General features: G+C 44.2%; 18 protein-coding genes and 1 tRNA gene. 6 read left to right on the plus strand and 13 right to left on the minus strand.

Going from position 1 to position 19,582, the window contains the following annotated elements; translation table 11 throughout:
- Nucleotides 1–95: 95 nt before the first annotated feature.
- From nhaC to EHO59_RS13120, 8 genes are all read right to left on the minus strand, one after another.
- Nucleotides 96–1,550 carry a Na+/H+ antiporter NhaC gene (nhaC, locus tag EHO59_RS13085; RefSeq protein WP_135588765.1) on the minus strand — a complete coding sequence of 485 codons (1,455 nt, stop codon included), beginning with the start codon at nt 1,548–1,550 and terminating at the stop codon, nt 96–98.
- On the minus strand, nt 1,547–2,446 hold the full coding sequence (locus EHO59_RS13090; RefSeq protein WP_135588767.1) for an RluA family pseudouridine synthase: 900 nt from the start codon (nt 2,444–2,446) through the stop codon (nt 1,547–1,549). Before EHO59_RS13090 ends, nhaC begins: the two co-directional genes overlap by 4 nt.
- A 64-nt stretch (nt 2,447–2,510) precedes the next feature.
- A complete protein-coding gene (locus tag EHO59_RS13095; RefSeq protein WP_135588769.1) occupies nt 2,511–3,731 on the minus strand; it encodes a PilZ domain-containing protein in 1,221 nt (406 codons plus the stop codon).
- Between the two features lie 215 nt (nt 3,732–3,946).
- Nucleotides 3,947–6,211: an alpha-hydroxy-acid oxidizing protein gene (locus EHO59_RS13100; protein ID WP_135588771.1), complete on the minus strand. Its 2,265-nt coding sequence runs from the start codon at nt 6,209–6,211 to the stop codon at nt 3,947–3,949.
- Nucleotides 6,208–7,362: a tRNA 2-thiouridine(34) synthase MnmA gene (gene mnmA, locus EHO59_RS13105; protein ID WP_135588773.1), complete on the minus strand. Its 1,155-nt coding sequence runs from the start codon at nt 7,360–7,362 to the stop codon at nt 6,208–6,210. Before mnmA ends, EHO59_RS13100 begins: the two co-directional genes overlap by 4 nt.
- On the minus strand, nt 7,355–8,341 hold the full coding sequence (locus tag EHO59_RS13110) for a pepsin/retropepsin-like aspartic protease family protein (RefSeq protein ID WP_135588775.1): 987 nt from the start codon (nt 8,339–8,341) through the stop codon (nt 7,355–7,357). The genes mnmA and EHO59_RS13110 overlap by 8 nt, the downstream gene beginning before the upstream one ends.
- A gap of 137 nt (nt 8,342–8,478) precedes the next feature.
- Nucleotides 8,479–8,709, minus strand: coding sequence for a hypothetical protein (locus EHO59_RS13115; protein WP_135588777.1), 231 nt, complete (start codon nt 8,707–8,709; stop codon nt 8,479–8,481).
- 66 nt (nt 8,710–8,775) lie between these two features.
- Nucleotides 8,776–9,840 carry a sensor domain-containing diguanylate cyclase gene (locus EHO59_RS13120; RefSeq protein WP_135589141.1) on the minus strand — a complete coding sequence of 355 codons (1,065 nt, stop codon included), beginning with the start codon at nt 9,838–9,840 and terminating at the stop codon, nt 8,776–8,778.
- A 200-nt stretch (nt 9,841–10,040) separates the two neighbouring features.
- Between EHO59_RS13120 and EHO59_RS13125 the strand changes: the two genes are divergently transcribed.
- Nucleotides 10,041–10,113, plus strand: a tRNA-Met gene (locus EHO59_RS13125).
- A 116-nt stretch (nt 10,114–10,229) separates the two neighbouring features.
- Here EHO59_RS13125 and proC read toward each other — a convergent pair.
- From proC to EHO59_RS13140, 3 genes are read right to left on the minus strand one after another with little or no spacing between them, the layout of a single operon-like run.
- Nucleotides 10,230–11,012, minus strand: coding sequence for a pyrroline-5-carboxylate reductase (proC, locus tag EHO59_RS13130; RefSeq protein ID WP_135588779.1), 783 nt, complete (start codon nt 11,010–11,012; stop codon nt 10,230–10,232).
- Nucleotides 11,009–11,674, minus strand: a complete 666-nt coding sequence (locus tag EHO59_RS13135) for a YggS family pyridoxal phosphate-dependent enzyme (RefSeq protein ID WP_135588781.1) — start codon at nt 11,672–11,674, stop codon at nt 11,009–11,011. The genes proC and EHO59_RS13135 overlap by 4 nt, the downstream gene beginning before the upstream one ends.
- A gap of 14 nt (nt 11,675–11,688) precedes the next feature.
- The gene (locus tag EHO59_RS13140) at nt 11,689–12,384 is read right to left on the minus strand and encodes a hypothetical protein (RefSeq protein ID WP_135588783.1); all 696 of its coding nucleotides are present in this window, start codon (nt 12,382–12,384) and stop codon (nt 11,689–11,691) included.
- A 98-nt stretch (nt 12,385–12,482) separates the two neighbouring features.
- Between EHO59_RS13140 and EHO59_RS13145 the strand changes: the two genes are divergently transcribed.
- The gene (locus EHO59_RS13145; RefSeq protein ID WP_425460233.1) at nt 12,483–13,226 is read left to right on the plus strand and encodes a flagellar filament outer layer protein FlaA; all 744 of its coding nucleotides are present in this window, start codon (nt 12,483–12,485) and stop codon (nt 13,224–13,226) included.
- Here EHO59_RS13145 and EHO59_RS13150 read toward each other — a convergent pair.
- Nucleotides 13,198–13,815 (minus strand): HAD family hydrolase, encoded by a 618-nt coding sequence (locus tag EHO59_RS13150; protein WP_135588785.1) that lies wholly within the window; start codon nt 13,813–13,815, stop codon nt 13,198–13,200. The genes EHO59_RS13145 and EHO59_RS13150 overlap by 29 nt on opposite strands.
- 6 nt (nt 13,816–13,821) lie before the next feature.
- Between EHO59_RS13150 and EHO59_RS13155 the strand changes: the two genes are divergently transcribed.
- Together EHO59_RS13155 and nadE are read left to right on the plus strand one after the other, a co-directional pair.
- Complete coding sequence (locus EHO59_RS13155; protein ID WP_135588787.1) at nt 13,822–15,069, plus strand: 3-deoxy-D-manno-octulosonic acid transferase; 1,248 nt, start codon at nt 13,822–13,824, stop codon at nt 15,067–15,069.
- 209 nt (nt 15,070–15,278) lie between these two features.
- The gene (gene nadE / locus EHO59_RS13165) at nt 15,279–17,171 is read left to right on the plus strand and encodes an NAD(+) synthase (RefSeq protein ID WP_135588789.1); all 1,893 of its coding nucleotides are present in this window, start codon (nt 15,279–15,281) and stop codon (nt 17,169–17,171) included.
- 168 nt (nt 17,172–17,339) lie between these two features.
- Here nadE and EHO59_RS13170 read toward each other — a convergent pair whose 3' ends face one another.
- Nucleotides 17,340–18,044 (minus strand): LIC_20245 family lipoprotein, encoded by a 705-nt coding sequence (locus EHO59_RS13170; protein WP_135588791.1) that lies wholly within the window; start codon nt 18,042–18,044, stop codon nt 17,340–17,342.
- Between the two features lie 58 nt (nt 18,045–18,102).
- Here EHO59_RS13170 and EHO59_RS13175 point away from each other — a divergent pair, with 58 nt between their 5' ends.
- Both EHO59_RS13175 and rsmI read left to right on the plus strand, forming a co-directional pair.
- Nucleotides 18,103–18,828, plus strand: coding sequence for an LIC11073 family putative lipoprotein (locus EHO59_RS13175; RefSeq protein WP_425460240.1), 726 nt, complete (start codon nt 18,103–18,105; stop codon nt 18,826–18,828).
- On the plus strand, nt 18,825–19,577 hold the full coding sequence (gene rsmI, locus EHO59_RS13180; RefSeq protein WP_135588793.1) for a 16S rRNA (cytidine(1402)-2'-O)-methyltransferase: 753 nt from the start codon (nt 18,825–18,827) through the stop codon (nt 19,575–19,577). The genes EHO59_RS13175 and rsmI overlap by 4 nt, the downstream gene beginning before the upstream one ends.
- Nucleotides 19,578–19,582: the final 5 nt, after the last annotated feature.

Below are 19,582 nucleotides of genomic sequence, written 5' to 3' on the forward strand. Positions count from 1 at the left end.
AATTGCAAAACGGATACAAGCTTTTTTTGACTGAAAGAAAATCGACCAAATGTTATAGAATAAAGCTTCTTCTTCCAAGCCAAAACAAGAACGACTTAGATTTTTTTAGCTTCGGTATTCTTGTTATATGTTCCTGCAAATCCCCAACCGGTCCATCCGGTAATCAAGGAGAAGAGAGGAGAAAGCAAATTTAAGAAGGCATAGGGAAGATACACAAGTGTAGGAACTCCTAAGGCAGCTGCCATAAAGGATCCACAGGAATTCCAAGGAACTAAAGGAGAAGTCATGGTCCCCGAATCTTCCAAACAACGCGAAAGATTTCTAGGATCTATTCCCTTTCGCGAATATGCTTCGTTAAACATTTTCCCGGGAACAACAATTGCCAGATATTGATCCGCACAAAATAGATTTGTACCGATGCAAGTAAATACGGTCGCGCTAAATAGGGATCCCCTTCCCTTTACCCATTTTAAAACCGACTCGGCAAGAGTCTGGGTCATTCCCCCACCTTCCATAATACCTGCATAAAACATGGCAGAAAGGATGAGCCAAACCGTGGAAAGCATGGAAGCCATTCCTCCTCTGGATAACAATTCATCCACTAATGGTTGTCCGGTCTTCACCTTAGTTCCTTCCGCGGCAGCAGTTACTAATGACTTGAATGCAAGAGAGGCAGACTCTTGAAAATGATCCGATCCAGAGTAAAGATTTTCCTGAGTAAATAATGCGCAGATGCCTCCGCTCACGATCCCAATAAAGATGGAGGGGATTGCGGACATTCTGAAATAGATTAATAAAAACGTAATAAAAGGAGGAATCAAGAGCACCCAGGAAATTCTAAACTCGGATCTCAATGCAGAAATAACTGGAGCAGTTGCAGTTTGAGTTTCACCGGAGCTTTCCCCCATTCCGAGGAGAGTAAAAACCACCAAACAGATCAGGAAGGCAGGTAATGTAGTCCTAGCCATATTACGAATATGCGATAGAAGCGAAACTCCCGTAATGGAAGAAGCCAGATTCGTAGTTTCCGAAAAGGGCGAAAGCTTGTCCCCGAAATACGCTCCTGATACGATCGCACCGGCGACCATTCCCAAAGGTTTTCCAAGCCCTGCACCCACTCCGATCAAGGCTACTCCGATCGTACCTGCCGTGGACCAGGAACTTCCTGTAGCAAGGGAAACTACTGAAGACAAGACTAACGCGGAGGGTAAAAATATCTCAGGCTTGAGAAGTTCCAATCCCCAAACGATCAAAGCAGGAACGATCCCGGATCGGATCCAAATACCGATGAGTGCTCCGATCAAGAGAAGAATTACGATCGGCTGTAATACATTTCTCATGGAATCTAAGACTGTCTCTTCAATCCGAACCCAGGAGATCCCTCTCAATCTAGAGATCCCTGCAGAAAGAGCTCCTGCACTGAACAAGAGGATTTGCGCAGGGCCTTCTGCAATTCCACTTCCGAATACAAAGCCTGCAGTACTTAAGGAAACGATTAAAAAGAATAAGGGAAGAAAGGAGATCCAAATCCCTGGATCGTTTTGTTTCATTTTGGAAAATCCTCGGGTAAAGGACAGAGAATACGTATCCTTTTCTTTTGAAATGGATGAACGAAGGCAACAGAACGGGAATGCAGAGCCTGCCTAGACATTCCCAATCTAGAAAGCAAATCCGGAGCCTCTCCTTGTATGAATTCTATAAAAACATTTTCATCTTTTCCATAGATCTTATCTCCAAGCAAGGGAAAGCCTAAGGAAAAAAGAGTCGCTCTGATCTGATGCAATCTTCCTGTCTTAGGAAGACAAAGAAGTTTGGAAAACAATTTGCCTTGATGAATTCCTTCTCCTAGTTTTAGAAAACTTGTTTCAGAAGATTCTAATTCTTCTGGAGAGATCTGCAAATCTTTAGATTCTTCAGAAGATACAAAGGCTCTTTTTTTACGAATTTGAGAAGAAGGATCCGTAAACAGAAATCCGATCGCTTTCTTCTTCTTAGGAAAACTTCCCCAAACATAGGCAATATAGGTCTTACGCACCTTTCTCTTTGCGAATAAGTCGGAAAGTCGAAATGCAGCTTCTGGATCTTTTCCGAATAAGACGACTCCTGAAGTTTCCCGATCCAATCTATGGATCAAATACGGTCTTTGAAATCTGGGATCGGCTTCTAAGATATCCACTAAATTGTTTTTGCGGTATCGACCCGCGCCGTGAACCGGTAGGTCTCCCGATTTTTCTACGGCAAGAAATCGATCGTCTTCGTACAATACTCGAAACTCCTTTTTGACTTCCGGTTCCTCGATCTCTCCAGGAAGGTATAGGATCTCTTCACCTTCTTTCAATAGATAAGAAGCCTTTGCAATCTTTCCTTGTACGAGTATTTTACCTTCTTCTAATGTTTTTCTCCAAACGGATCTGGATTGATAAGTAAATCTATTTGCTAAGAACACATCCAAGCGGACTCCAGCCTCTTCTTTTCCGATCTTGGTCCGAAGAGATTCTTGTGATCGGAGTTCAGCCAGGGAGTTCTTCTCCTTCCATTCCCATTTCAGGGATCTCTTCCGATATGGATTCGGTAGGCTCTGAGCTGGAGAACTCAGATGTCTCAGTTGATTCCGATGATTCAGGAAGATCCGAGTCAGGAGCCTGAGCGCCTTCTCCCGGTCCGAGACGAACGTCTACGAATTGGTTCAGGATTTCTTCTTCTCTCGAGTTCAAGTTGAAGAATTGGCAACCGATACGGAACATTTTATCCGTATTCGTGATATTTCGGATAACGGCTCGGAAGGTGCCTTTTAATTCCTTATTCAACTGTAGGTCGAATAGAAGGATCTCTCCCACCGCAAAACTTCTAGAAAAGAAAATAGATTGAGGATGAAAGAACCCGAGTCCACTTCTACTGATATCTTCCGCTTGGCACATTTCCTTGGATTCCTGGAAGAAGCCAGAGGCGATTACATCTCTTGAAATCGCAGCTGCAAATAACGTGATCTTATTATAATCCTCTGCATCTAAAGTTCTTTCTGATAGGACCTGGACATAGCCAAGAGGAGTGTAATTCTTATAACGAATTAGAACGGATATCTCCGAAATAAATCTGGATTCTATCTTATTCAATGCCAAAAGTTTTAAGTATTCTTCGATTGGAACGAAATTCGGACCGGCACCTCCCGTATTTTTTTCCAAACGATTGGTAACGAAGATGGACTGCTCAAAATTATACATGATCCTGAGCCGGTTATCCATTCGATCCGAAAAGTAGACCACTGAATCGGGATATGTTTCCTGCATCTTCTTGGCATGTCTCTGCAGGATCCCTTCTACGCTTTTATCAATAAAACCTAATGAACGCCTGAGATGAAGCTGATTGATGATATTAGAAAGAAAGATTGGCTCACCAGTTCCTCCTTCCAAATCAACCCTGCCCTGAGCACGTTTTGCCTCGGTGACTTTCACTGCTTGAATTCGAAGTAATTCCAATCCGTTACTCGGATTTCTTTGGGTTACTGTAAAAATCCCGTGAAAGAAATGATTGTTGTGAGTGAGAAAAAGGACCCGAGTCTTTTCGCCGGAGGACTTTCCTGGAATTGCCGCTAAAATATAAAGGCCGTCTTTAATCCCTACGACTTTGGCCGGATAGGATCTGCCCTTTATTTCCACAGAAACAGGAAGTCTAGCGAATAGAGTCTGAAGGATTTTTGTTAGAGCGTCTGTTTCTTGAACGGTCTTATCCAAGTGATCCCTCCAAAGGCCCTATTCTTCCTTTTGGTAGGAATCCGAGTTTAGCCGATCCCTCGTTTAGGGAAAGGAAATTACGGATCTATTTCGATTTCTGAACGAATAAATTGGGATTTTAGTAATTCGCATTATATTCTACTAATGCGTTCGGGGGAGTGGCGGAAATAGGTTCCACCGATTTGCCTTGGAATTTCCGCGGAAGGTAACGAGCGTTAGGAAATCTCTTCTTCCTTTTTCTTAAAAATAAATTCTTTCCTAATTTCGGATACTTTAGAAACCCCGACGGTATTCATCGCCTGAATAAGGCCTTCGGAATATTGGCTGACCAAGAATCGGACCCCGGCCACACCGCCTCCGACTGCCGAAATTGCCATCGGCCTTCCCACGAGCACAGTATCAGCACCGAGAGCATGCATTTTGAAAACATCGGCCCCGCTTCTCACCCCTCCATCCACACAGATCGGGAAATCTTTTCCGAGAGCCTCTCTAATCTTAGGAAGAACTCTCGCAGTTCCCGGCATATCGTCGAGCACTCTTCCTCCATGATTGGAAACTACAATAACGTCAGCCCCGGCTTCTTTTGCGAGGACTGCATCTTCTGGGCTCATGACCCCTTTGATAATGAAAGGAAGTTTGGTATAAGAACGGATCTTAGAGAGAGCATCCACTCCTCTCGTGATGGAAGGGATTTTTTTCTGGACCAAGGTCTTGAAGTTAACCGCGTCTATATCCATTCCGAGAGCGAGGACCCCTTGGGTCTCCGCCTCTTGGAATCTTTCTCGGATCAACCCCTCATCTTCTCTTGGTTTGCAGATCAGGATTCCTGCCCCTCCCACTTTTTTGAGAGCCTCAAGGATGATCAGATATTTTTCAGGACTCGCTCCATCGCCTAACCATGCCAAGCTTCCGGAAGCAAGGCAACCTTCTAAAAGAACGGCAGCTAAAGTATACTCATCCATTGCTCCGCTCATGTTCGTGATTGCTCCCGTCATAGGAGCGCACATGAAGGAAGTAGAAAGACTTCTTCCCAAGAAATTCGTGGTAGTATCTGCCTGCACATTGTCCCGGATATATCTGGGTAGAATGGAATATTCTGCGAGCGCCTTTGCATTGTCTTGGAAGGTAAGCATTCTTCCGACCCCGCCCATTCCCGGAACTCCGGAAGCACAGTCAGTGCCATCGCATACCTTGCAGACCCAGCAAATTTCTTTTCCAAATCGGACTCTAGCGTTAGCCGCTATCTCCTTCTCTGAAATGGAATATAGTTCGTCAGAAGTAAATTTTACAGTATCTAATACTTGGGAGAAGATACTCTCCGCTTGTGAAAGAGTTTCCGCAGAAATGATCACATGCCCTGTCTTCTCGATATTATTCGTAGGCTCTGGGATCACATCTCCTATCTTGTGCAGAAGATAAATATCAGTGACTCCTTCTATCTTCTTCGCCTCTTCTAATCCATCGATAGATAGAAGTTTTCCCTTAGGAGCAAGCAATGCTCTTTCGATAGAGACCCGATTGAACAAAGGATCTAAATTGTCTGGCTCTTCGCCCAACGCGATGAGTATGGCGGCTCGGTTTAAATTAATCCCGCTGGAAAGAGGAAAAGTAAATGCGGACATGAAACCGCCGGATAGACGAGCAGCAATCTCTCCTACCTTAACTCCGGTGGGAGTCACCTTGATATCGCCTTTGCCGGCCCCTCTTTTGATCCCAAGCGCTTGCATTCCTCTGAACATCACATCTTCTATCTCTTTCTGTATAGAAGGAGAAAGTGCAGAAGGCATATTATGGCCCATCTCTATAAAGTAAGGCTCTCTTTCAATGATCCGATCGGCAAGTCCGGTGATCCTAAAATTTCCATCCCAGGCAAGAGCATCCACGGAAACTTCAGGACCGGGCATGTATTCTTCTAGGATCATTTCTCCAGTGGGAGAATATTTCTTGGCATGCTTGAATGCAGCCTGGAGCTCTTCTCGATTATTGACCTTTACGACCCCGCGAGCTCCCATATTGTCTGCAGGTTTCATCACCAAAGGAAACTGTAGGAACTCCAACGCATCTCGTGTGTCTTGGATGCTCCAAACGGGAGCAAAACCGGGAATGGGAACGCCTGCCTTTTTCAATCTCTCCCGCATCTTGACCTTATTGGAAGCTGCTTCCGCATCGACGAAGCGTATCCCAGGTAAATCCAGGGCATTTGCAACAGCAGCAACTGTCATGCTCGCGTCCGTTCCAGCCGTGATCACACCATCTATCTTAGTGGTAGCGGAAAGCCTTTTGGACTCTCTCACCATTCCCTCGATATCCTTTGTAGACATGATCATAGGAAGATCGCATACCTTCAAGCCTGGCGCGTCCGGATTCATATCCGCTACAACAGTTCTAAGTTGCATTGTCTTTGCGGTTTGGATGATCGGAACCTGTAACAGTCCCCCACCTATGATTAGAATCGTCTTACCGGCGATCTTTTTACTCACGGAAGAACAGAAACTCCCACATTAGAATTTTCTAATACAGATACATCCGATTTTTCGTAGGTGACTACACTTCCCTTGCGGATGATCCCACCTGCAAGCAGATAGTTCCCATTCGAAGGATAGAATACTGCAGATTGGCCGGGAGCAACTCCTTTGACTTCTTCTAAAGGAAAGACACGGATCTGGTTTTCTTCTCTGACTACTTTGGCTGCGATCGGCTTGGATCTATATCGGACCTGCACCCTGCATTCTGTTTCTTCCGTTCCGGAAACAGGCGCCCAAGCTTGCAGATTCAAATCCTCGACCACAAACGATTCGACAAAAGTTTGTCGCTCTTCTCCCAAGATCACTGTTCCATCGTCTTGGATTGAGATGACGTATAGCGGAGATTTCCAGGCGATCCCAAGGCCTTTTCTTTGACCTATGGTAAAGTTTTCCTTACCAGTATGATGACCGATTACCTGTCCGTTCTGCAGAGCAAACGCTCCCGGAGTGAAGTCGATATTCTTCTTAGCCAAGAATTTTCTATAATCGTTTTCTGGAATAAAACAGATCTCTTGGGATTCCGCCTTCTCAGCGACCGGCAATCCCATTCTTCTTGCGATCTCTCTCACCTCTGGTTTGGTCATTCCTCCCAGAGGGAATACGGTATTCTTCAGATTCTCTTGAGAAAGTCCGTATAAATAATAAGCCTGGTTCTTATTCATGTCTTCGGCGTTTGCTACAGAATAGCGGCCGTCCACTTCTAGGATCCTAGCATAATGACCAGTGGCTATTTTATCGATCCCTAACGCCTTCGCCTTGTCGAACAAGGCTCCAAATTTCACGAAAGTATTGCATTCCACACATGGATTCGGAGTCTTTCCTTCCTTGTAATCGTTTACGAAACGATCGATTACCTTCTCTTGGAAGAGCTTCTCCATCTTGATCACATAAAACGGTATATTCAAGGAGAGACCCACATCTCGGGCGTCCCGGATATCTTCCGGTGAGCAGCAGGATTTTTTGGTAGTATCGCAAGCTGGCGCCTCATATTCCCAAGTGCGCAGGTTTACACCGATCACCTCGTAACCTTCTTCCATAAGAAGGCCTGCGGTAACCGCGCTATCCACTCCACCACTCATTGCTACGATGATCTTTCCCTTACTCATTTGCCGGGTCCGTTTCCTTTCCTACTATACCAATAAGACTCCTTTTTGTGTCCAAAAGAATTCGATAGTTTTCCATCCAATTCCGGCCCAGAATCCCAACGATGCCCTTTCTATAGTCCCAATGCAATGCATCGGGGGGAATGCCTCCCGGAAAGACCTCTAAGTCCGGCAGACAAAAGCGGAAACCCTCGTAGTTATTTTTAACAAAAACAGGACAGAAAGGCTTCAGAATACGGATCTTGGCATTCAACTTCCCTCCTCCGAAATTATAAACGCTGGCATCCTTTCCTTCCAAATACTCAGTCGGGTGATCTCCTTGGATGGTGTCCCAATCCAAAACGCTGTATTCAGCGCCGGTATCCAAGATCCAAGATTCCTTTCTGATCCCGGGAGGACGAAGAAGCACCGCAGTCGGTTGGCCGGATCTCAGAAGCATAGGAAATAAATTTTCTTCCGGAAAACCGGGGGCAGATTTAGAAGAAGGAGATTTCCAGATAGAAAGCCTATCCGGAAGTTCCAGTTGGATCACATGACCCAAAAATGCATTCATGCCCAGAATACCGTTCACTCTCAGTTCTTTCGGAAAATTATGAGAGAAGAATTCAACGTTTTCGAAGACCTTAATCCCTCCCGCATATAGATCGTTTTGGATTGCCTTGCGAACGGACTGAACTGCACCACCAGGAAAGCTAGCGCTCAAAAATTTGCGGGGAGAATTCTCCGGAACGAAATCATCTTCTAAGAAAGAAACGAATGCACCGGTATCTATCAGAAATCTCAGAGGCTCTCTTCCTTGTTCCATGGAAAGATAAAGAACAGGAAGATGATCCACTTCTTTCAGAGGAAGACGGATCCAAGCGCCTCCAGCTTCCTTTTCATAATGTATATAACCCGAAAAAAGATTTCGAATATCGAAAGAAGAACAACTCAAATGAAAGCTGAATAAAAAGAGAAAGAGAAGAAGCCCGCGAGGAATCATATTATCTTTTTTGTATATAATTCTTTCCAAAACCCAGTAAGATTGCCAGGCTTTCCATAAAAATCGATCTTTTTTTTAGGAACGGATAGAAGAAAGAAGAGAAGGATTTTCCCGAAGCACGGGAAAATCCGTTTTGATCAGATAAGTTTTTTAATGCAGCGGGAGTTTGGGCAGCGAGTATAATCGATCACGCAGTCCCTATATTCGATCCCGGTCATAGTATCCTTTGCTTTATACTCTATAAAACAAGAATAGGGAGAGAAATCGAATTCTTCTCGGCCGAGAGCACGGTTTCGGATCCTCTTACCGAGTTCTGCCTCTTCGATCTGGTTGATATAATAATGGTCCAGCTCTAGATGTCTTTCCATGCTAGAACCTTCGGCAGAATGACGGATTTCGATAAGGCAAAGAAGCCTAGAAATCCGTGAAAAAAATTAATTCTCTACAGGTACCCGAAAGCTGATCGTCCGGTTTTTGCCCGAATGCTTGGCTTCGTACAATGCCTTGTCCGCTCTCTCGATCAGATCCTTATTATTCCTGTCTGTGGTCCAAAACTCCGAAACCCCGATAGAAAGAGTGACCTGGAAATCAGGCCCGCCATTCGGATTAGGAATAGAACTGGATTCAACTGCCTTCCGCAGCCTTTCTCCCATTTCGTAGCCTCGTTTCAGATCGGCGCTTGGCATGACTAAACAGAATTCTTCCCCACCGTAACGAGCAGCAATATCATGCTTTCCTGCACATTGGATCAGCCTTCTTGCGACCTCGATAAGCACCTGGTCTCCTGCCTGGTGACCATGAGTGTCATTGAACTTCTTGAAATTGTCTACGTCCGTAAATAGAAGTGCGAGATTCGCTCTCTTCTTTCTACAGCGTTCCATCTCTTCTTTCAATTTGGTTTGGAAATAGTGATGCACTTTCAAACCGGTCATCATGTCCACTGTGGCCAGTTCATATAGACGGGAGTTCTCGACGGCAATCCCTGCGAGAGTAGAAAGAGTAGTGAGAAAGTCTCTATCTTCCTCCATCCATTCTCCCATCGTGATCTTTTCACCGAGAAGAAGAAGTCCGTTTACTTTTCCTTTTGCGTTGAGAGGAATGATCAAGTCCCCGCCGATTCTGCGTAGGAACTCCAACTCCGGACTGAGTCCCATGGCTTCCTCGACCTGATCGGGAGTCATAGCCTTCAGTTTCGTTTCTAAGAAAGTGATAAGAGGTGCGTCTGTTTTGATCTTGAAGCCGGAGTCATCCTCGGCTAGATCGAATCCTTTAAAGCTAGGCTCTAACTCGAAATAATTCGAGTCTGCTTCTGGAGCTAAGAAAATAGCTGCACTCAACGTTTGCAATTGAGCCAAGCAAATATTCAGGATAGCATCAATTAGATACTTATAATCAAGTGTGGAATTAAGAGCCTTACTGATCTCGAGAAGTTGTTTTTGATCGTAGATCTTCTTCTCATAATACTCGATCATTAATGGATCATTGTCTTTTCCGATCAAGTTGGAATCTCCCAGTGCTAAATTGAAAAGATATTCTATTTCGCTAAAATCCGTTTCATCGTTTACGGACTTTCGATCTAATGTTTGAAGTCGATCCGCACGAGGTAGTAGCATCAAAAAGCTTTCCTCAAGGAAATCAAACTCTTTTTACTTTTTCAATTGACTTTAAGCCCAGGTAGAGGAATCATGGTTCTAGACGCCGCGCGGTGGAGCAGCCGGTAGCTCGTTGGGCTCATAACCCAAAGGTCACAGGTTCGAATCCTGTCCGCGCTAGAGCGTTTGATTTCCTCTCTTCTTCCTTAAAAGTAGACAAAGAGACGTCTTAAATCTACTTTTTCCACTCTTTCTCTTTTAAAAAAGAAATAAACTTTCGTCCTATATAATCCTTTTTACTTAGTTCCTAACTCTTTTGACCTTTCTGACGCACGTTTCACTGCGGACATCACTGCAAAAGGGAAATTGTTTTTTTCCAATTCTTCTAATCCGGCGATTGTAGTTCCTCCGGGAGAAGTAACTTTGTTTTTCAATACTTCTGGATGCGCTTCTGAATTTTGATCCAATTCTTTCGCTAAAAGTTCCGCGCTCCCTAAAACCGTTTGGATCGACAATCTTAATGCTTGGGTGTACGTTAGACCTGAGGCGACTCCCCCTTCCGCCAAACTTTGAATAAAGCGAAGTACGTAGGCAGGACCGGAACCGGAGAGACCTGTAACTGCATCCAGTAGATCTTCTTTAGCAAGTTCCACACAATAAGAAATGGGAGAGAAGATCTCTTGGACGCTTTCGTACAATTCCTTATCTCCATAATAACCAAGGGCACCCTTTTCAATCAGAATAGGAAGATTCGGCATGATCCGAACCACTTTAGAACCGGAAGGAGAAGAATTTCTAAGAGTATGAGTATCTATTCCTGCAGCCACAGAGAGTATATTCTTTGCGGTTTCCAAAGAAGACAATGTTTTAGCTGCATCTCCTGGTTTCACTGCGAGTATCAATAATTCGGTCTTATTCTGAAAGGACTTCCAATCGGATTCGAGCTGGATACCGTCCGCCTTTTTAGGATCAAGGAATGGATCATAACCTAACACTTGGAAGTTTCTGTTTTGGAGAGAACGATAGATCGCTCCTCCCATATTCCCGCATCCTATAATTCCAATTTTCATATTCTTCATTCTCTTTCTCCGAATATCGCAGTTCCAATTCTCAGATAGTCGCTTCCTTCTTCTATCGCAATCCTATAATCACCCGACATTCCCATGGATAATTTTCCTTCGGGAAGGAACTCCTTTCGGATATTTGCTAGTTCTCGAAAGACAGTACGAGTGATCTCTGGATCGCCGGAACTTGGCCCCATGGTCATGAGTCCTTCCAGCTTACAATATTCTCCAAAAAGATCACTTTTGTTTTTTAAGAGAGAGATTGCGTCTTCCTTAGAAAAGCCTGACTTACTATCCTCTCCCGTTAGATTGACTTGTAGGAAATATTTCAATTCCCACTTTTCTCTCTCCATTCTGGAAAGAAGTTCCTCCAGAATCTTTTTAGAACCTAGGCCATGCACATAAGAGAATATTCCAGGATACTTTCGAATATGGGAGGATTGGACCGGGCCTATATGATGAAGTATAAAATCCTTTCCGGCAATCCCAAGATCCTTAAACTTCTCGCTACCTTCTTGGACCCGATTCTCTCCGAAATGAAGAACTCCTCCGGCCAGACCATCTCTTACTTTAGCTTGCGGTTGGTATTTAGAGACAGCGATCAGCACAGGAGGCCTTTCCGGACGAATGGATCCTATCTCTTGTATTATCGATTTATAATTTTCTGAGACTCCCACGGTCTTAGATAGTATCAGTCTTCTTTGGACTTCTTCTTCAGAGTAGACACCTCTTTCTCTAAGAGTTCCACTCTCTTCTTCAAGGAGAGTTTCTTAGTCTTATTCTTGGCAGAAGCAGACGACTTCACTCCTAATTTTTTTTCCAGACGTCCTACTCTCTTTTCCAAGGAAGAAAGCTTCGCTCCTAGATTGGAATGATGTCTTGTTTTATAATGCCTTTTCTTGTGAAGATGTCTTTCCTTTTTAGGTCTCGGAACATCATCGTATTCTATCTTATCTTCTTTGACCCTAGGTTTAGGAGAATCGAAAGAATCCTTACTTTGGCTCTCGCGATTTTCTGCAAGAGCTGGGTTCAACCTTTCGGGAGGCTTAGAAGAAGGACCCTTGTCTTTCTTCTCCGGACCTAAACCAGGCATCTCATATTCAGGTTTAGAAGGAGCCTGAGAAGAAGGCTCCGCTACGTTTTCCTTAGGCTTTGCAGCCTCCGAATCGAAATTGTGAGTTTGGTTTAGATCTTTTCCGCTAGGAACCTCGTCCATGGGAATGATGATCCTCTCATTCTGCCCCTTCTCTTCTACGGCAACCGTGCCTTGCTTTTCTTTGTACCAGGAAGCGATCTTATCTTTCTGCAAAACGATATAAACCGCCAAGGATCCAAGTAAAAGAATCAAAAGGCCGCTTAATAGAATTTTGAGAATATCCCGGTTCATAAAATACCTGTGTTTAGTATCGGCCTCCGCAGGTCCCGAATTGGCCAAAAAACCTCGTCCCTATTACGGAATCCCGGAATTCTACCGAAACATCTAGGGTGGCCAAATCCATTTTTCTCCTGATTCTATGCCTCGTGTTGGAGTTCCTACCCAACCAAGCATGGGCACCTCCTGTAACGAGGGATCGGGATGAATCCAATCGAGTACTGCAGCTTGAAAAAGTACTCGGAGACTGGAAGCATTACAATCTTTTTCTGGTGGATTCCTTTGAAGGAGAAAGACCTTGGGAAGTGTATAGAGGTGTCTCTTTCTTAAATAGAATAGAATATGTTTCTCAGGTCCCGAACTCTCCTGCCTTCGTCAAGGAAAGAGAATTGTACAAGGCCTCTCCTCCAGAAGAATACAGATCCATGATGGTCCAAACCTTCTTCGAAAATCCTAAGCACGAACATTTAGAAATCCGTCCAAAGGAACCGATCCGCTTACCCATCGGGATCCCAGTACGAGTATTTTTCTGGGCATATTCCTCCAATCATAACGTAGTCTTAGAGATCGTATTCAATCAGAAGAAGTCGAAGGAAATCGTTTTGGAGTTAGGAGATCTAAAGTTCGACGGATGGAAAAGAATGGAAGTGAAGTTAGACATACCTGTTCAAAATGTACGACTCAATCAATCACTTCGTTTTCCTTTGGAAGTAAGCTCGATCCGTATTAAGCCGAGCCCATTCCAAGCAAAGGGAGAATTTTTCTTTTATCTGGATCGCTTCGGCATACTTATAGATAGCAGAGAAGAAGCCTATCCTGGTGCCGAGATCAAAGACAATTGGGGTACTGCTCTTTAAGAAATTCCCTAAGTTCATTCGGCTTCTTAGGATTGAATTTAAAAGAGTTCCAGTTCATGTAACCTGCGACTTCCACATTGGTCGCGTTATCATCCACAAACACATACTCTCTTCCTGGATGATCCGTTTCTATCCATTGATAATATTCTTGGGCAGGCTTACGCACTCCCATCTCACAAGAGAAATATAATCCGTTTAGAGAATGTAAGAGCTCTCCGATTTCTTGGAATTTTAAGATCTCTTTGTACCAAATCGAGTAGTTGCTCGCAAGTAGTATCTGAAAGCCTTTCTCTCTCAGCTCTTTTACGATCTCTACTGTTTCAGGGATCACTTCGATCTTAGAGAACATCTTATTTTTCAGATCCTGAGGATGAGGAAGACCCTTGTCCTTATGAGAATCTAAATAAAATCGATTAAAAAATTCCTCTTCTTCGATTCTGCCCATTTCGAAATCTAAGAAGGCTTGCGTTTCTCGGCCTTTCCTAAATTCTTCCCACTGATCTCTAGGAAGAAGACTCCCTAGGGCCAAATGAAAGGGATCCTTGATCAAAGTATCCATTAAATCGAAGACGAAGAGCGGAGATCTCATACCACTATGCTTATTATCTATCGGATTTTGACGATCCTTCTTTGGCCTTGGATCGTACTTTTATCTCTCTTCTTGCCTGCGCTTCGAAATTTCATCCGGCCAAGGATCCAAGATAGAAGAAGGATCCGAAACTTTGCTTTCTCTTCCGGCGAAAAGAAGACAATCTGGATGCATGCTGCTTCTGTCGGAGAACTGGATCAATGCAAGGCACTTGCCCAAGTCTATAAGAAGAAGGAACCGGAAACGTTTCTGATCCAAACGGTCTTTTCCGACTCTGTTCGAGATTCCAGCTTAGAAGCATTTCCTGCAGATCTAAAATTCAGACTTCCTCTGGACTTTCCTTGGAGCTACCATTTCATTTTTAAAAAATTCCAACCGAAGAGCTTGGTTCTCATGGCTTGGGATCGTTGGCCGAATCTTCTTCTCTCCGCAAGAAAGAGAAAAATTCAAACAGTCCTTGCCTCTGCAGTGATCACGGTTCCTAAAGGAAAATGGAAAAAGAAATTTTATAGATCCGTTTTTTCTCTCTTCGATAAGATCCTTCCTTCCCATAAATCCGGAGAAGAGAAATTTAAAGAACTCTTAGGAAAGGATTTTTATATCAAGACCTTAGGAGATTCCAGATTCGACTCGGTGATCCAAAAGATAGAATCTAGTTCCAGAGAATTCAAGAGACCAAAAGAATATCCATTCTCTCGAGTCTTTCTTCTCGCATCCACATACAAACCTTGCGAAGATTTAATTCTTCCTTTATTGAACGAAGAGAGTTTGAAAGACACTGCCTTCTGGATATTCCCACACAAAACGGACCCACAAAGGATCCAAGAGATAGAAACCGCATTAGAATATTCTAAAGTAGATTATAATCTGTATTCTCAAACTTCTTTCGAGACAATCAAAAGTAAGGTGATCCTATTCGATGTCCTTGGAATACTTGCGCATGCGTATCGGGCAGGAGATTTTGCTTATGTAGGAGGAGCGCTTCACAACAGAGTTCATAATGTGCTCGAGCCGGCCTATTTCGGATTGCCACTTCTAAGCGGACCAAAAATCAATCATGCACCGGAAGCCATTGAACTCAAAAATAGAGGCGGCCTCTTCGTCATCCAAACTAGAGAAGAGATTTTAGAGGTGCTAAAATTGAATTCGGAAAGAAGAGAAGCCATCCGTTTTTCCAATAGAGAATTCGTAGAAACAGGAAGAGGCGCCGCTGAGAGAATTTATAAGGAATTGGAATCGGATCGAATTTTGTAGGAACTCAGGCCGATGCGATGTAGGAACTATTAAAACATAGTTGCAAGAATTCGGTTTTTATGATAGAAGGGCGAAGCGCTTTCCCACTAGCGCACCCACCTCCACCACCCGATGAGGGTGGGGGCCGCCGAATTCGGGTTCCGCCAATCACTAGTCGTACCAATTTTATTCTTTTCTCCTCTCCTCCCCCGCTTCAAACTGGGGAAGAAATGTCCATCTATCGTTGCACAGCCGTCAGCCTTCACACTACTCCTTTAGATTTTAAGGGAAACCGAGAGAGAATTCTTTCCGCGATCGAGACTTGCGACTCTTCTTCTTTGATCTTATTTCCCGAACTTTGCATCTCAGGTTACGGCTGCGAGGACGCATTTTATTTTTCTTGGGTGTGGGAACATTCCTGGAAAAGCCTGAAGGAAATTGCAAAGGCTACCACGAACAAAACTGTGATCGTCGGACTTCCCTTCTTTCAAAGTCCCTATTTATTCAATGTGTCAGCTGTCCTCCAAAATGGAAAAATAATCGGTCTTGTTCCGAAACAAAACCTGGCGCAAACAGGAGTGCATTACGAAAACAGATGGTTTGCGAAGGGAGAAGAATCCAGAAATTATGCGCTCACCCCGGATGGCACAGAACTGCCCTTCGGAACACTTTTATTTGAAAGCCCTGATTTCAATTTCGGAATAGAGATTTGCGAGGATTCCTGGGTCCAAACCCGTCCAGGACAATATTTGGTAGAAGCGGGAGCCGATCTGATCCTCTCTCCCGGGGCTTCTCATTTTGCACTCGGAAAACAACAGATCAGAAAGAAGATGTTCTCTGAATCTTCCCGAAACTCTTCTACTGCAATACTTTACGCAAACTTAAACGGAAATGAATCCGGACGACTCATTTTCGAAGGCGGTTCTTTAGGATTTATAGATGGGAACGTATCGGTAGAAGGTGCTAAGTTGCATTTTACTGATTTTGAATGCACTCATTTGGATCTAAATTCCTCCGAACTCAGATCGAATCGAGCTAGAAATTTTAGATCTTCCGGAACCAAAGAATTTCGCGCCAGAGGAAGAGGATTGCAAAGAATAGAGATTGCCTCTCTTCCCAAAACTTCTTCCAAACAAATAGGCAAACCGATTCAGGCCGTCGAAAATCGTTTCGAGGATTTTACAAGAGCAACCTCACTCGGGCTGTTCGATTATTTAAGAAAATCTAAAACAAAAGGTTACACTCTTTCTCTTTCCGGAGGAGCGGACAGCGCGGCCTGCGCGCTGTTAGTGAAAGCAGCAGTCCTTCTTTCGGACAAGGAACTTGGATCCAAGTATTTGGATTCCATCGGAATCGATCGAAAAAACATTCTGTTCACCTTATTCCAAGGAACGGAAAATAATTCGGAGACTACAAAGAATTCTGCAAGAGAACTTTCCGAAGAATTAGGATTTCCTCATGCTTCCATCAGTGTGGATTCGGAAGTTAGCTCCATGCTCGAAAAGATTTCTTCAGTCAAGGGTCTTATTCCAAACTGGAAGGATCATAATCTCGCGCTTCAGAATATACAAGCGAGGGTCCGCTCTCCTCTTGTCTGGTTGCTTGCAAACTTGAATGGACATCTTCTTCTTTCTACCGGGAATAGAAGTGAGGCAAGCGTAGGATATACTACCATGGATGGAGATTCTTCCGGCTCAGTGGCTCCATTGACCGGGGTGAGTAAGGAGTTCCTTCTCACTTGGCTTCAGAATGTGCATGAGGGGAAGGATCCGATCCTTCCGGAAATCAAAGCACTCGCCGGGATCTTAAATTCGAAACCGAGCGCAGAACTAAAACCTCTTTCAGAAAAGCAAGAAGATGAGAAAGACCTAATGCCTTATCCTCTTCTTCAAAAACTAGAACGCAATTTTGTATTTTTAGGAAAAGATCCGGAGAATCTTTTAGAATCCGGAGAATGGAAGGACGAAAGCCAAGCTAACGACGGCAAAAACAAATTCCTAAAATTATTCTCCGCAAGCCAATGGAAGAGAGAAAGGCTTCCGCCTTCTTTTCATTTGGATGAATACGGATTGGATCCTAAATCCAGCTTTCGCTTTCCGATCTTGAGTGAGATCCGGTTTTAATAAGAGTTCCTACAATGCAGTGCGATTAGTTCCTACATCGTGGGAACTGAGAAAAATCTGAGTTGCAAGCATTCAGTTTTTATGATATAGAGGCGAGGAGCCTCTCCCACTGGGGACCCACCTCCACCACCCGATGAGGGTGGGGGCCAAGCTTTTCCTTCTTCCTAACTACAGTCCAGCCTGTTCGAAAGCTCTTTGCTTATCCTTCTGCACTTGGTCCAACTGCTGGATCATGGTTTGCTGTATATTCTCGAGCTTTTTTTCCTGGTCGGGATCTCCCGAACCTTTTTGGATCTCTACCAAGTATTTTACGATTTCCAATCTGTCCTTAGATTGCTTTTCCATAAAATCGTAATATGTGAGCACCTGGTCCTTGGAAGCTGTCCTACCAAGCACTGCTCTAGTTGCTTCTGAAACTCTTTGTTCTAAAGCTTTTTTCTGTTCCTTTTCGCCCGGAGTCATGCGCGTTGGTAAAAGGGAATTATTCGGAAACTTTTCTCTTAATTGTTGGAAACGCTCCATCTCCTCATTTGTATAAGGCTTTCCAGTCTGAGGATTGACCGGATTATTCGCATCCGATTCCGGCTGCTTATTTTCATTCTGGGCCGCGTCTACTTCTCTGTATTCCGCCTTGCCCGCAGTGAAAAATGAAGATTCAAATAAGGACTTGTCTGCAGAAGTTCTTCCTCCATTAGAAGATCCAGAAGAAGAGGAATTCATTCCTCCTCCAAACAAACCGGCTAAAGCATCCGCTTCCCGTTTTTGGGACTTAGAATCTGCTTTTTCGTCATCTGTCCAAAATAATAAGGTCAATGAAAGGATCAGAAAAACGATGAAGCCGCCGACGAAGATAAGTTTGCGAATGCTGGTCACGGTGAAGAATCCCTTATTTTTTAGTTGTAAGACCGCTCCAAAGACGAATTCTATCCTTGTGGGTTCTAAATTTAGAGTCTTACAAGCCTGGCTTAGGAGCAACCTAAAAAACCGAATCCTTGCGGCCGTTTTCTGGTCCTTGGTTCCCTTTTTTTCTTTTTGCGGGATCAATACGGATGTGACTCAGTCACCGTATGTATTTGTGACTCCTGTTTCAGTTCCTCAGATCTTTAGTATCGTTGCTATTTACGACAATATCGATCCTCATAAGCCTGAGTACAGTCTTGGTTACTACATTACCAACGAAGAACCTCAATTCGTGGGTTATAATTTATATATTACTTTCGCGATCCCTTCTGCGGGAGAGACCTTAAGCAATTCCAACCTGTATTTGGAAAATGGAGTCCAACCTTCTTTTCCTGCGTTGGCGGTCCAAGCTTCTACTGCAAATCTTACAACTCATACAGTTGCAAATTTGCAAGCGTACGCTCCGATTCAGATGTTCCAAAAATGCGAAGTGTATACGTTCACAATGCGTGCCTTGCTAAACACAGGGATCACTTCGAATATGTCGACTCCGGTCACTCGATGCAGCACTACTTATCCGGATCATTGCGGCACTGACACGAGTTGCAATCCTTCTGCCTGTACAGTGAGTTCTTGCTCTGTTTCCATTCGGGATTCTTGTCCTGTAGGAACTGCTTGCAATCCATGTACGAAAGGAAATCAAGCAACTGGCTGCCGCTGCCCTTCCGGAGAAACTCCTCCCGGCTGCAATCTATGACGACTCCGGAAGGAGAACCTAGATTTCAGATCCAGCCTGGAACCGCCTATGTGGTAGCAACACCAATCGGTAATCTAGAAGACATCACGCTGAGAGCCTTGCAAGTGCTGAAGCAAAGCGATGTGATCTACTGTGAAAACGCCGGGCATAGCCGCAGGCTTTTTCAAGCCTATGAAATACATACTCCCGCAAAGACATTGTACAAGGATCAATCCGATCGCCCTTTCTCTGGGATCATCCAGGATCTAAAAGCAGGCAGGACCTTGGCTCTTGTCTCAGATGCAGGAACTCCTGGTGTCTCCGATCCTGGTTCCCAATTGGTTCGAGTATTGAGAGAAGAGAAACTTCCCATCGTCCCCATTCCTGGGCCGAGTGCACTCACCGCAATGCTTTCTATCTCAGGCTGGCAAGTGCAACCCTCTGTCTTTCTTGGCTTCCTTTCGGAGAAGAAGCAGAAGAAAAGGAACCAACTTAAAGAGTGGGAATCTTTTGAAGGAGCCTTGGCTCTATTTGAATCGGTCCATAGGATCCGAGACACTCTCGCAGCAATCCGGGAAACCTTCCCTTCTTCTCCTATGCTCTTGGGAAGGGAACTTACAAAGATCCACGAGGAAATCCTGAAAATCGACCCTTCTCAGGACCTTGCGACCCTGAAATTCCCGGAAAAGGGGGAATTTGTAGTATTAATCTATACAAATCCTAAAAAAATGCTTAACGGACGTGTCGGGGAAGCCGATACTTTGGAGTGAGAGGG

This window comes from Leptospira semungkisensis, assembly GCF_004770055.1.
GTDB lineage: Bacteria > Spirochaetota > Leptospiria > Leptospirales > Leptospiraceae > Leptospira_B > Leptospira_B semungkisensis.

What these genes read in the sequence shown, in the direction of transcription:
- nadE (WP_135588789.1), top strand. Translation starts at nt 15,279, where the DNA reads ATGTCCATCTATCGTTGCACAGCCGTCAGCCTTCACACTACTCCTTTA.
- EHO59_RS13150 (WP_135588785.1), bottom strand. Translation starts at nt 13,815, where the DNA reads ATGAGATCTCCGCTCTTCGTCTTCGATTTAATGGATACTTTGATCAAG.
- EHO59_RS13155 (WP_135588787.1), top strand. Translation starts at nt 13,822, where the DNA reads ATGCTTATTATCTATCGGATTTTGACGATCCTTCTTTGGCCTTGGATC.
- EHO59_RS13110 (WP_135588775.1), bottom strand. Translation starts at nt 8,341, where the DNA reads ATGATTCCTCGCGGGCTTCTTCTCTTTCTCTTTTTATTCAGCTTTCAT.
- proC (WP_135588779.1), bottom strand. Translation starts at nt 11,012, where the DNA reads ATGAAGAATATGAAAATTGGAATTATAGGATGCGGGAATATGGGAGGA.
- mnmA (WP_135588773.1), bottom strand. Translation starts at nt 7,362, where the DNA reads ATGAGTAAGGGAAAGATCATCGTAGCAATGAGTGGTGGAGTGGATAGC.
- EHO59_RS13140 (WP_135588783.1), bottom strand. Translation starts at nt 12,384, where the DNA reads ATGAACCGGGATATTCTCAAAATTCTATTAAGCGGCCTTTTGATTCTT.
- EHO59_RS13115 (WP_135588777.1), bottom strand. Translation starts at nt 8,709, where the DNA reads ATGGAAAGACATCTAGAGCTGGACCATTATTATATCAACCAGATCGAA.
- rsmI (WP_135588793.1), top strand. Translation starts at nt 18,825, where the DNA reads ATGACGACTCCGGAAGGAGAACCTAGATTTCAGATCCAGCCTGGAACC.
- nhaC (WP_135588765.1), bottom strand. Translation starts at nt 1,550, where the DNA reads ATGAAACAAAACGATCCAGGGATTTGGATCTCCTTTCTTCCCTTATTC.